Consider the following 12868-nt stretch of genomic DNA (forward strand, 5'->3'; position numbering starts at 1 on the left):
AAGTATTAGCTCCTGCTTTTTTAATAAGTGCTCTTTAAAACACATTTAGAATAATGTTTAGACATCAAGGTAAAAGCCGAACTTTAAAGCATAATCTTCGTATTGCTACAATACTATCTTTTGTAGCAGGTGTTGTAAATGTTTCTGGATATTTGGCTTTTAAACAATTAACAACCAATGTTACTGGTCACTTTGCTTTGTTTATTAAGGATGTAGAAGGTTTTGAGTTCTGGAAAGGTACCGTTTATTTTCTCTATATTTTCTCTTTCTTGTTCGGGTCTTTCGTCTCTAGCTTTTTAATCGAAAAATTTAAAGCAAATAAAAAACTTAATGTATTTGTATTGCCTACACTTTTAGAGTGTGTTATCCTTATTTCAATCGGACTGTTAAGTAATTTTATAACCTTTAAATATCCAGATTTTATTATTTGTTCTCTGCTTTTTGCTATGGGACTTCAAAACTCCTTTGTTACTAAAATTTCGAATGCTGTAGTAAGAACCACACACTTAACAGGACTTTTTACAGATTTAGGAATAGATATTTCTCAATTGTTTTTTCCAAAATTACACCATAATAGAGAGAAGCTAAAGTCTAATATAAAGCTTCGTATTTTTATTATATTGTTCTTCTTTTCTGGAGGATTTGTTGCTGGCTTTTTATTTTCTGAAGTGCACTTTAAACTAAATACTTTAATTTTTGCAGCAATAATTCTATTAATAAGTCTGTTTTTTGATGACTTTAGATTTTCAATAATTAAAACCAGACGTAAATATACCCGTAGAACTATTGTTGGTTAACCTTAGTGAGTCTTGCTTATATTTTTTAATATGACCCCATACTTTTTAGAAGTAAATTTAATAATCTGGTTTTGTTTAATTCAGATTTTATGATCATTTAGTCTAAAAGAGTTGTTTGTTGTTTATTTGAAATATCTAAACGATTTAGTACTTTAGTTCTATCGTTAAAGGTATTATTGAATTTAAATATACTATGGAATTGAAAGTTATAGAGGTTCATAAAAATGAATACACCATTTCAACAGATATTGAAAAATTAGACATCTCTAGTATCCACGAATTCCTTTCAAAGGAAACAGATTGGAGTAAAGGAATCCCTTTAAATACTTTAAAAACATCTATTGAAAACTCCCTCAATTTTGGGCTCTACTTCCAGAACAAACAAATAGGATTTGCTCGAGTTATTTCAGATTATTCTACAATTGCATATTTAGGAGATGTTTATATTCTAAAAACGTATAGAGGACATGGTTTAAGTACATGGTTGATTAATGAAATTATGGAGCATCCTAATCTTCAGGGGTTAAGACGGTGGATTCTATTGACAGATACAGCAGAATGGCTTTATGGAAAATTTGGATTTACAGCACTACCTCACCCAGAATGTTACATGGAGAAACATAACCCGAATGTTTATATAAAAAATAAATGATTTTAGTGTAATTAATTTAAGTTGTTCGTTTGCTAGATTCTCGTTTTTTATACCGAAGATATGATAAACAAATGTTCACCTTTTTTAATATTTTACCTTATGTATAAAACAAAAATAAGCATGAAAAGAATATTAATAATTGGCTTTCTATTTTTAAGTTTAACGAGTTGTAATCAATTAAAAGTCAATATTCCTGAAGAATTTGTTGAAACCAAAATTCCTACACTATTCTCTGAGGAATGGGCAATGCTAATTCACGATCGAAATGAATTCGGTGTAGAAATAATTGATAACAAACTTAATATTGAAAAAATTACAGAACGTAAGCAGGCAGAGTTAAAAATAGAAGGTGGAAAATTAAAAGGAATTAGTGAAGGGGAATGGAGCGGAAAATTATTATTTGTACCTAACAGCACAGCTAAAAAGGAAGTTGAAATTAAAAGCGGTAATATTAAATTTATTTTTCAATTTCAAGGAAAAACTTATTTTATAGAATCCCTTGAACATTTAACGTATACTGGAGGAGCTATTTATGAATTAAAACAAGATGGTGAACACTTTACCTACGAAAAACGTTTAGAATTTAAGGATGCACCCGAAGCATTTACTATTCATGGAGATTCATTTTTAATAGCTACACATCAGAATTTTTATGTGATTAAGGATTTTAAAACAAAAATAATTTTTAGAGATACATTTTGGTCTAGTTTATTTCCTCATTCCATTGCTGTATTTGATTACAAAAATGTATACATGGGGATTAGAAGCGGATTTGTAAAATTAGATTTAATAAATAAAAAAATGAAGTTTTATAAATACACAGAATAAAAATGAGATTATAAAAAGGTTGTATTATTTATTTCAACGACCGTTTATTATAATTTTTAGTAGAAGAATTCAATTTCACAAAACTAAGGAACAAATAAAAGAGTAGTGTTAGTCTTGAAAATATTAAGCAATACATTCTTTTTAATTAAGATATACGGTGTTTCTAGTAATTGTTTTTTTATTCGTTTAATACTGTTTTCATTTCGTCAATAGAATTTGTATAATCCGACATTTTTCTTCCTTTTCCGATATGAATCGGATTTGTATTCAATCGGTTTGTCAAATCTTTTATTGGCATATTTTCTAAATTTCCAAATTCGTATTTCCACAAATCTAGAGTTTCCAGATTATGATTTTGAAATCCAGTTGTGCTACGGTCATTATTGGTAGGTAGAAAATCTAGTCCGCCAATAATTGAATCCAAATTTTCAAAATCTGTCATTATTCCGTCATAAATTAGTTGTTCGAAGAGTGCTTCTTTAAAAATTTGTTCAATCTTACTTAAGTCAGATGATTTTATATCAGTCAGAATTACGTTGTATTTGGTCAATCCGTTTGTAATTAGCCAGCATTTTTTTCTGTCAATATGAAATATTGTTGCATTCCATTTTCCAAGAATTCCACAATCAGTATTTTGGTCTGTCTTGATAAGTTTCTTGACAAGCTTTTCTAATTTTTTAGTTGTATGTATTTTAGTTCGTATCAAATGTCTTGTTCTGAAATATGGCTACAGTTTAAAATTAAATTTACGCTGATAATAGATAAACCATATTTGTGTTTTATAGTCTAAAAATAAATATAATCTTTTTTTAGAGTTCTTAGGCATCCTTTTAACTCTAAATTATTACTAGGGCATAACTCACTACTTTTATATAATAGATATCTGTAATGAATGCTAAATAAATATTAATTACAGACATCTAATTATACTAATTAAAACCGTTACTTATTTGTTATAAACGGTTTCTCCTTCTTTAATAGTTTCAACGACTTGAATATCTTTTATTGTATCTGCTGTAACTTTTAATGGGTTTTTATCTAAAATCACTAAATCTGCCAATTTTCCTTTTTCTAAGGTACCTTTTTCGTTTTCCTCAAAATGTTGGTAAGCAGACCAAATTGTGATGGCTTTTAAAGCTTCATAAGGTGTTAATCTTTCCTTTTCACCAATAATTGCTCCAGATCTGGATGTTCTGTTAACTGCAGTCCAAACAACACGCATTAAGTTGGGTAGTGCTACAGGTGCATCTGTATGAATAGTGATTTTAACACCTTTGTTAAGAGCTGTTTTTACAGGACTAATTCTGTTTCCTAAAGAGTCGCCTATAATTTCTTTATGCCAGTCTCCCCAATAAAAGGTATGTAACGGAAATAAAGAGGTAATTACATTTAAGTTTTTAAACGCATCTAATTGATCGTCTCTAATGTATTGCCCATGAATTAAGACATTTCTGCGGTCGTTGTTACCATATTTTTTAACTAAAGGCGTCATTGTACGTATCATCTGGTCCATTGCTGCGTCTCCGTTGGCATGTGTTAATATTTGGTAATTATTAGCGAAGGCTTTCTCGTAAATAGCAGTCACGTCTGCGTCATCTGGAATTGCGGGATAACCTGAGTAGTTTTTGTCTGCTCCATCTGGTGGTAATAAATAAGGAGTTGTTCTCCAGGCAGTTCGTCCTTGAGGAGATCCATCTAAAGTAATTTTCATACCACCAACGCGATAGTGATTATTGTAATTTTTGGAATACCACTTTGTTTCTAAAGGCTCGGTAAACATATAATCTACATAGGAAACCACATCTAATTTCCAAAAATTCATCTCAGCTAATTTTGATAATAAAGCATGCTCTCCCATGGTACGCCCATCTTGGGCAGTTGTATAACCGTAACTTAAAGCCATCTCTTGACCTGCGGTCATAAATTTCATTACAGCCTCTTCTGAAGCAGGTGTTAAAGCTTTAGAATATAAAGGTATGGCTGCAAGTTCTTCTAGAACTCCGTTAGGTTCTGTAGTATTTGGCATTCTTCTAATAATACCTCCTTCTGGATTTTTGGTGTCGGCATTGATTTCTAACAGTTCTAATGCTTTAGAATTTAAGGAAGCAAAATGTCCGGAAATATGAATAATCATTATAGGTGTTTCGGTACTCACTTTGTCTAAATCTTCCTTTGTAGGAAATCGTTTTTCTTTAAGAACAGAATCGTCAAATCCCATTCCAAAGATCCATCCAGTAAGTGCTCTGTTTTCAGGAGTATTCCAATCTTTAAGAATTTTAATTAATTTAGAAATGTCGTCTGCTTTTGCATCAGGAGATGGCAGTATTTGTGCACCAATTGCTTGCGCAGCAAAACTTGCGAAATGCGCATGACCATCAATAAGTCCGGGAAGTAGTGTTTTTCCTTTAAGATCAATCATTTTATGTCCTTTTCCGGCAGCTTTCATAGCATCAGCGGAAGCCCCAACAAAAGCAATTTTACCATTATTTATAACAAGTGCCTCGGCATATTCCGGAGTATTACCTACCATTGTAATAATATCTCCACCATAATAAACGGTAGCGGTGTTTTCTGTTTGTTTCTTTTCGTTTTCATTACAAGAGAAAAGAATAATTCCTAATATTAGTAGTAAGATTTTTTTCATTTATTTCGTTTTCAAATTAATGTTAATGTGTTTGAGTAAGAGTTTAACACAAGCGCTTATATTAACTCTAGCTATTGTTATTCTTTATGTTCATTTAAAGTCCATTTTAAAGCCTTTTCTTTTGTTGCTCTAAAAATGGTGTTATGTTTTTCTTTTGGCTCGTCTGAATATTTCCAGTTTAGTTTATTGGGTGCATTATTTTCTAAAATTGTGTTCAGTTCATTTGTATATTCAGAAATATCTTCGGCACTTGAACCTGCAAACCAGAGTTTAATTTTTTTATCAGGAAATGTAACAAATAGGTTAGTAGCATTTCTAACTAAATAATGATTATTCCACCATAAAGAGGGATCGAATGCTATGTAAAAATCGAATAATTCAGGATGTTGCATAAATGTTTCCATTACAAAAAGTCCTGACAATGATTCTCCTATAATTCCTTTTTTATTAGAGGTTCTATACTTGCTATTTATCTCTGGTATTAATTCGTCGGTTATAAATGCTCGGAAGTTTTTTGCGCCATCTGTTAACGGACAATATTGCGCATCGTATTCCGATTTAGAAAAACCTGTTAAATCACGTCCTCTTTCAGTGTTTTCAATACCTACAAGAATAATGGGTTGAATATTTTTTTCGGCTATAAGTTTTGAAATGGTATTTGCTATGTGCGGAAAATCTTCTTTTATTCCACCGTCAGCCATATACAAAACAGTATATTTTTCATTGCTGTTTTGATAAGATGAAGGTGTCCAAACATTTATTGTTCTCGTTTCTCCAACTTGTTTTGATTCTATTCTAAAAGTTTCATGTTCTGGAATGGAGTCTTGATTTAGTTTCTGATTTCCGCAAGCGAGTAATAACATACTTACAAAACATAGTATAAATAATTTCTTCATATATTCAATGTGTTTGGCTGAATGTCAATGCGTTTGGATATAATTAGTTAAGTTGTTCGAACTACTAATTTAACAAATAAATAACAGATTATACATTCTAAATGAATATAAGTAAGCTAGAATACGCCATTAATTATAGGTGGATTTACAAATGGAGGTTATCCTTTTTCAATATTTATATACAATCGCTTTATTTACCATTGTTATAACTATTGGTTTTAAAGGTCTAAGATTAATATTTAGAATTGAGTTGTGTGTAGATTATTTTTTTATAGATACTAGTTTGTTGATGTACTCTTTTTCTTAGATATTTAAAGTGTTCTATAAGTAAATCAATTAAGACTTATCTTTTTTTTAACCATTCCTTAGCTAAATTAGGCCATGTTTCAGCGGCTATATTTCCAGAGCGTTTGCCATACCCATGCCCACCTTTTGGTAACAAATGTAATTCAACTGGTATTTTATTATCCCTTAAAGCAGTGGTCATGACAAGTGTGCTGTTGCTATAATTGTCATCTGCTGTTCCAAAAATAAAAAAAGGAGGTGTTTCTTTAGTTATTTGTAATTCGGGTGTAATATTTCTATTTTTTCCTTTGTCTAGATAAGCTGGATAAATAAGCATTGCAAAATTGGGGCGACTTGATAACGTATCGATATGGTCTGATTTTTCATAGGTATCTAAAGTAAACATTGTAGATGCACGTGCACATAAACTTCCTCCTGCCGAAAAGCCTAATACTCCTATTTTTTCATTGTTTAAATTGTATTTTAACGAATTACTTCTAATAATTCGAATCGCTCTTTGTATATCGTTTAAAGCCCCTTTTTGTTTTTTTGGTACTCTATACTGTAAAACAAAAGCTGTATATCCAAGCTTGTTAAGCCATTCGGCTATCTCATAACCTTCTTTATCAATTGCTAGAATATCATATCCACCACCAGGACAAATGATAATTCCTACACCTGAATCATTTTGTTTTTCAGGTTTAAAAACCACTAATGCAGGGTTTGTAACGTTGGTTAATCTAACGACATTACCTTTTGTATTGTCTGATTGTACTGGTGCGTGTTTTGCTTCATTTTCTCCAGGTACTGTGTTTGTCCATAAATAAATTGTATCCCTAGTTTGAGCTTGAACCATTGATAAGAACAAAAGCATCATTAGGGTTAAAGAAGCAGGTTTGAAATTGCTAAAATATGTTCTGTTTATGTACATCATTTTAATACAGTGTTGGCAATAGTAATTTAGTTTTTTCTTTTGTAATGTTACTTTTATAACCATAATAAACTACTTGACTTTTATTATTTTTAACTTTTTCTAATGTATTGTTATTTGCGTTTACATAGAAACTTAATTTTGAATTTTCTTTGAGTCACAGCAATACTTCGTGGTATTTGAAATTCCCATATCAAAAAGGAATATCGTTTCTTGTTCGAGAACGATAAGTTCCATCCAATTCCAGTTTATCAATATCCTCACATTGAGCAAATCCGCTAATTGAAATCAGAAAGATTATTAATATACTAAAAGTTTGTTTTATTATTATTGCCAACGGTTTTGTGAATGATTTCGTTGCGTGTTTAAGCCTTAAATTTAGCAAATAAATCACAGATAGAAAGTCCTCGAGAACTTTTGTAAGTAAGTTATAACTTGCAAAATTATACACATTGTTTTACTGGGTTTATTTCATTTTTGATGCAAATATAGTCTTAATGGTATCTAATTCTTTTTTGTATTTCAAATCTGTTCTTGATGCAAAATATAAGGTGTTTTCCGTTTTTACTTTTCCTTCCCAAACTAAATGTATGTCGTTTCTTAAAATTTGTTCTTGACATAAAAAATCTGGAACTAAAGCAAGTCCGTTACCATGGTTTAAACATCTAATAATAGAAGTGATGTTTGGTAAAATGTAGTTGGGTTTAAAAGCGGGTTTCTTATTAAAATTCTCAAACCAAAACCGTCTAAAATGTTCCATTTCGTTAGATGAACTATACCAAATGTTTTTAAGTAGTTCGTCTTCTAACTTGTTTAAATTATTAAATTTCAGGTGTTCTTGTAATTGGGTGGTGTCGGTTTTATTGCCTGCTATTAATACGATTCTTTCTTTTGAAAACGGAATATACTCCACTAACGATTTTTTTTCATGCTGTTTTTTAGGTGTGATTACTAAATCTAAAATGCCATTGTTTAGGTCTTTTATTAAATCTGTATGTGATCCAAATCTAGCGACTAGGTCAAAGTTTAGTTTGGGGATTTCGGGTTCAATAATAAGTTGAAACATTTCAGAACACATGCCAATGTTTAGAGATGGATTTTTTTCTTGCGTTGTTCTTTTAAAATGCTGTTCTGCAATTTCAAGTTTTTTTAAAGATTCAATAATATATTCATATAAAAATTTCCCATCTTCTGTAGGAATCATTTTTCTAGAAGTACGTTCAAACAGTTTTTTGCCAACATAAGCTTCAAGTGCATTTAAGTGTACACTAACTCCGGGTTGAGAAGCATATAAAGCAATAGAAGCTTTAGTTAACGTTCCGTTTTCATATATTTCTTTAAATGTTCTGTACCATTCTAAATTCACCATAACTATTATAATATTAATACAAAGGTATGATTTGTATTATTTTTACAATAACAAATGTTGCTTTAGTTTTGTCCTAAATAAAATAAGAGACAAATGAAAAATATATTTATAATTAACGGAAGTCATCCATTTGCACATTCTGGAGGAAGATTTAACGAAACACTTTTCAATACTACTATTTCATATTTTGATACGCTTGAAGAATTTGAAGTGAAATGTACTCAGGTTGGTGAAAACTATAACGTAAAAGAAGAAGTTGAAAAATTTAAGTGGGCAGATCTTGTGATTTATCATACGCCAATTTGGTGGTTTCAAATACCATTTGGATTTAAAAAGTATATAGATGAAGTTTTTACGGAAGGTCATCAAAATGGAATTTATGCAAGTGATGGAAGAAGTAGAAAAAATCCAAACATCAATTACGGGACTGGTGGTTTAATGCACGGAAAAAAATATGTATTGACTACAAGTTGGAATGCTCCTAAAACCGCATTTACTTTAGAAAATGAATTTTTTAATCAAAAAAGTGTAGATGAAGGTGCTATGTTTGGGTTTCACAGAATGAATGCTTTTACAGGAATGGAATTATTAGCCACACATCATTTTCACGATATGGAAAAAAATGCAGATGTTCCTTTTGAGTTGAATAATTACAGTGCTTTTTTAAATGATTTAATACTTAATTTGTAATTATCTAGTTTCGGTTCGAAAATGCAATATAAAGGTCTAGTATAAGAAAAGTAGGGCAGTTGTAAGCTATGCTTTTCGGACTAAGCTAAAGCCAAATTTTTAAATTTTGTTATTTATTTTTTTATTGGAAAGTCGCCAAATTTTTAAATTTGACGACTTTCCAAAAACGTCCAAGCCTTAGTGTTAGCAATGACTTTCTCTATTTTTTATATACATTGTTATCACATGTTTTATTTCTTCTAATTTTCTATTGTGCCGTCTTCATTAAACCAAATTTCTAAGGAAACACTACTTTCAATCGGTATTCCCTTTCGTTTAATTATATCAAATTGTAAACCTTTTAAGGCTCTTTGGATTGATTTAACACAATAATTATATTCACGTTTGGTGTCCCAATATTCCTCAATAAGCTCTTCCGTTTGGTATTCAGTCATTACAACATTAGAGATTTTGCCATTTTTCCCAATCGTTACAGTATAGTGTTCAGAACAATCAAACTTATCTTTTTTTGTCCATTTATAGTTTTTAATTCTGTTAAAAAGGACATTTTTAATATTTTCTCTATCTAACCTGTCAATTCCGTTTTTTAAATCTACATAATTTTGCTGTTCACTTATTTTATTGATAGTACCGTTTTCAATTTCTATGATATTTTCATACATAAAAATCCGCTCAAATACTCCATCCCAACTAATCATCTTATTGTCTGTTCTTTTGGTTGGAAAACTGATATTCCCGCTAAACCAATCTATGAAAACTTTATTGTTCTGAACCTTTTCTCCAAATAGTTTTCTAATATAATTTTCTGGAATTTGATTTTTATTTTCCAACGCATGACAATCGATAATAGCATTTACAAATAAGCTGTCATTTTTTATTTCGTAAATCGCTTGATATCCTCTCCAGCAATTTAATGAGGTTCCTAAAGTTCCTTCAATTGAGTTTCTGAAACTTAAATCAAACAATCTGCCTTTGTCCTCTTTTCTTGTTTGAAGATATTGTTCAACCAATAAGTTATAGGTTGGAATAGTATCGTTTTTGTAAATTAAATAGTCAGAAACTTGTGGACTTGAAGCAAATGAATTTAACACGGAAAAACTTAAAAAAAAGATTATCAATATTCTATTCATAATGTTGCTCTTAAATGTTTTATACACGTTGTAGTAAACCGTTTTTATTCGTTGTAAATTGTTAGTTCGACATCTCTTTTACTATATTCCAAAACAATTATTTTGTTGTTTTTTTTCCATTTTTGTTCAGTACCATTTTTGTCCGATTTATTTTCGTTGGGTTCTCCCAATTTGCTTCTGAGGTAATCTGAAATCCAATTAAATTTTTGTTTATAAAGCGTTTCTTCTTTCTCTTTATTTGACATTGATGCAACAACGTCAGCAATATTTTGATTTTTGTTCCTGTTTTCTCCCCATTCAAAGTTTATTAACTCAATTCTCTTTTCGTCTTGCGAATAGTAATAAATTGTTATTAGCCTTAATTCATCACTTTCAATTTTTCGATAAATTCTTGGTGTTTCAACATTTCGACCATCAAGTCGATAAGTTGAAATTTTATGTTTTTGGGTAATATCCGTTGCATATATCTCTTGCTCAACTTTATCTATTTGGTTTAAAGTCAATGTGCTAAAATTTGAATAATAATTATCAAAGGTATTTTCAATCCATTCATTCATTTTCTTTTCGCCAAATACTGGTTCTTTATAGATGTTGTTGAATTGGATAACTTTAAAATTATTTTTGTTTATCTCTATAATTCCGTAAACAGAATCCTTGTCTGTTCGGAATTGAACCGATTGAAAATTATTGTTTTGAATTGGGTTTCTCGTATCGTAATTCCATTGAAAAGGTCTGATTTCAGATTTAAATTCGTAAAATGGAACTAACTTTTTGTTTTCTATTGTTCCAATTTTGGTAGAAATACTGTCTTTGTATAAATGATAGAGTTTGTTGTTAGAAATGAATGATGTTGCTAATGAAAATGTCGGATTGAAATAATCGTCATTTTTATATTCAAATATTGTTTCCGCACCGTTTGTAGAATAATTACCTTCTCTGTGAAATCTTTCATCAAGTACTGCTTTCTGATAGACATAAGGTTCTTCGCTTTTATCCAGCTTTTTAGGATTGTCAATTTTTAAAACAGATTTTCCCGCTGTTAAATAGTATGTCTCTTTTAATTTATTTATAATCGGTGTAGTTGCACCAATCTCAAATTGTTTTCTTGTTTGTTTGTCTTTGAACCAAGTTACGCCACCCCATTCTCCAAAATCGAGAGAATAAACTGAATAATCTTTATCATCGTAGTACAAATCAATTCCTTTTTTTGTCTCTATCCAAGTGTTGTTTGTTTGGTCAAGATAAAAAGTGTTATGGTCATAATATTCCGTTGTAAATATTGTATCGTTCTTAATGTATAAATCGTAATAAAAGGTTTGAAGTTTTTTAGGAACATCAATTTGAGATTTGATTTTACCGTCTTTATCAAGAATGTAAAATTGATGATTAGAGCCTGAACTAAACTTGTCATTGTCAGTTCTGAAGTAACAATAAAAGTTGTCGCTGTATTTTAACCAAGGACCTGGGCTTCCAGGAATATTAATTTCAACATTTTTAATATTCACATTCAGTTCTTGAGATTGGCAAGAAGCTGTTATGAATGCTAAAATTATTATGTGAATTATGATTTTCATAAATGTCTAGTCCTGAAATATGGCTACAGGTTAAAATTGCTTTTAGGCAGATAATTGATATACCCTATTTGGTGTTTTATAATCTAAAGATAAATGTAATGGTATGTTGTTGTATAGATTAATTGCTCTTTTTCCAGCACTTTAATGCTTGTAAACCCAAAGTATATATCGGGAACTTAATGAGTGCATAGTTGCCAAAGAAAAGAGTAAAAAATTAGCATTAATAGCCGTGTGTAATAAGCTGTTAAAACAGGCTTTTGCCATAGCTAAATCAGGATTAACCTATGATAATAATTATAGAAGTGTTTTAGTGGAAAATTAATGCCTTTTTACTTGTTTTTTACCACAGTACTTTGTTGGCATTTCGTTGTTTTATTCAGTTTTCTTTTTTTTAAAATAATCATAACTAATTCCAATTATAACAAAAATCCAAACTAAACGATAAATCCAAATATTCATTTCAATTCCAAAAATCTGGTCAGATTCTTGATTTCCCCAAAAACTATAAATAATATTCGATAATGATAATAGTAAAACAAGTATTAATGTTAGTTTGTTCATTTTTATAATTTTTTGTTAATTTCTATTTGTTCAGTTTAATTCAAGTTGTATTTTTCTTACTATTAATTTTATTCGGTCAGCAATTTATTCCGCAAACTTTTTCAATTCCGATTGAGTGAGTAATTCCATAACTAGCTAAATTCCGCATTCAATTCACTTTTGCTTTTTAATTCATTTCCGATTCCGCAAACTAGCTAAAATTCCAATTTAGTAAAGATTATTTTCAGAATTTTTCTTTTCTTTTTTAAAGGATTCTGTCAAATTTTTTAGCTCACCAACTTTTTCTTTTTCAGTCAAAATCTTATTTCCTTTAATTTTCTCTTTTAGAGAATTGTAATTTTTCTTTAGAGATTCAATATGGTCATTTTGTCCAAAAGAATGTAATTTAAATTCTTCCATAATTATCGTTTTTTAGTTCGTTCGTCAATGAATGCCAACGTGTTTCTTTAGTTTGTATTAAATAACTTTAGCTAGAAAAAGAGGAGAACTATAACGTGTTTAAGAATTGTAG

Annotated in this window: 13 protein-coding genes and 1 pseudogene; 5 read left to right on the top strand and 9 right to left on the bottom strand. The window is 29.9% G+C overall.

Annotated elements, in window-relative coordinates; genetic code table 11:
• Positions 1-53 precede the first annotated feature (53 nt).
• The 3 genes from Q1B05_RS14530 to Q1B05_RS14540 all read left to right on the top strand — a co-directional run bounded on the left by Q1B05_RS14530 (position 54) and on the right by Q1B05_RS14540 (position 2277).
• The gene (locus Q1B05_RS14530; RefSeq protein WP_299781677.1) at positions 54-797 is read left to right on the top strand and encodes a YoaK family protein; all 744 of its coding nucleotides are present in this window, start codon (positions 54-56) and stop codon (positions 795-797) included.
• 193 nt (positions 798-990) lie between these two features.
• On the top strand, positions 991-1449 hold the full coding sequence (locus tag Q1B05_RS14535) for a GNAT family N-acetyltransferase (protein WP_299781678.1): 459 nt from the start codon (positions 991-993) through the stop codon (positions 1447-1449).
• 120 nt (positions 1450-1569) lie between these two features.
• A complete protein-coding gene (locus Q1B05_RS14540; RefSeq protein ID WP_299781679.1) occupies positions 1570-2277 on the top strand; it encodes a hypothetical protein in 708 nt (235 codons plus the stop codon).
• Between the two features lie 178 nt (positions 2278-2455).
• Here the strand turns inward: Q1B05_RS14540 and Q1B05_RS14545 are convergent, their stop codons facing one another.
• The 5 genes from Q1B05_RS14545 to Q1B05_RS14565 all read right to left on the bottom strand — a co-directional run bounded on the left by Q1B05_RS14545 (position 2456) and on the right by Q1B05_RS14565 (position 8402).
• Positions 2456-2827 (bottom strand): hypothetical protein, encoded by a 372-nt coding sequence (locus Q1B05_RS14545; RefSeq protein ID WP_299781680.1) that lies wholly within the window; start codon positions 2825-2827, stop codon positions 2456-2458.
• A 396-nt stretch (positions 2828-3223) separates the two neighbouring features.
• Positions 3224-4921, bottom strand: a complete 1698-nt coding sequence (locus tag Q1B05_RS14550) for an amidohydrolase (RefSeq protein WP_299781681.1) — start codon at positions 4919-4921, stop codon at positions 3224-3226.
• A 77-nt stretch (positions 4922-4998) separates the two neighbouring features.
• Positions 4999-5817 carry an alpha/beta hydrolase-fold protein gene (locus Q1B05_RS14555; RefSeq protein WP_299781682.1) on the bottom strand — a complete coding sequence of 273 codons (819 nt, stop codon included), beginning with the start codon at positions 5815-5817 and terminating at the stop codon, positions 4999-5001.
• A 343-nt stretch (positions 5818-6160) separates the two neighbouring features.
• The gene (locus tag Q1B05_RS14560; RefSeq protein WP_299781683.1) at positions 6161-7036 is read right to left on the bottom strand and encodes an alpha/beta hydrolase; all 876 of its coding nucleotides are present in this window, start codon (positions 7034-7036) and stop codon (positions 6161-6163) included.
• 463 nt (positions 7037-7499) lie between these two features.
• Positions 7500-8402 carry a LysR family transcriptional regulator gene (locus Q1B05_RS14565; protein ID WP_299781684.1) on the bottom strand — a complete coding sequence of 301 codons (903 nt, stop codon included), beginning with the start codon at positions 8400-8402 and terminating at the stop codon, positions 7500-7502.
• Between the two features lie 93 nt (positions 8403-8495).
• Between Q1B05_RS14565 and Q1B05_RS14570 the strand changes: the two genes are divergently transcribed.
• Positions 8496-9092 (top strand): NAD(P)H-dependent oxidoreductase, encoded by a 597-nt coding sequence (locus tag Q1B05_RS14570; RefSeq protein ID WP_299781685.1) that lies wholly within the window; start codon positions 8496-8498, stop codon positions 9090-9092.
• 239 nt (positions 9093-9331) lie between these two features.
• Here Q1B05_RS14570 and Q1B05_RS14575 read toward each other — a convergent pair whose 3' ends face one another.
• Positions 9332-10222 (bottom strand): hypothetical protein, encoded by an 891-nt coding sequence (locus Q1B05_RS14575; protein WP_299781686.1) that lies wholly within the window; start codon positions 10220-10222, stop codon positions 9332-9334.
• Between the two features lie 44 nt (positions 10223-10266).
• A complete protein-coding gene (locus tag Q1B05_RS14580; RefSeq protein ID WP_299781687.1) occupies positions 10267-11796 on the bottom strand; it encodes a hypothetical protein in 1530 nt (509 codons plus the stop codon).
• 169 nt (positions 11797-11965) lie between these two features.
• Here Q1B05_RS14580 and Q1B05_RS14585 point away from each other — a divergent pair.
• Positions 11966-12118, top strand: a pseudogene (locus Q1B05_RS14585) (IS110 family transposase); the annotation flags it as partial.
• A gap of 50 nt (positions 12119-12168) precedes the next feature.
• Here the strand turns inward: Q1B05_RS14585 and Q1B05_RS14590 are convergent.
• The gene (locus Q1B05_RS14590) at positions 12169-12357 is read right to left on the bottom strand and encodes a hypothetical protein (protein ID WP_299781688.1); all 189 of its coding nucleotides are present in this window, start codon (positions 12355-12357) and stop codon (positions 12169-12171) included.
• Positions 12358-12564: 207 nt separating this feature from the next.
• A complete protein-coding gene (locus Q1B05_RS14595; RefSeq protein WP_299781689.1) occupies positions 12565-12756 on the bottom strand; it encodes a hypothetical protein in 192 nt (63 codons plus the stop codon).
• Positions 12757-12868 lie beyond the last annotated feature (112 nt).

The organism is uncultured Formosa sp. (assembly GCF_947500765.1).
In the GTDB taxonomy this organism is placed as follows: Bacteria; Bacteroidota; Bacteroidia; order Flavobacteriales; family Flavobacteriaceae; genus Formosa.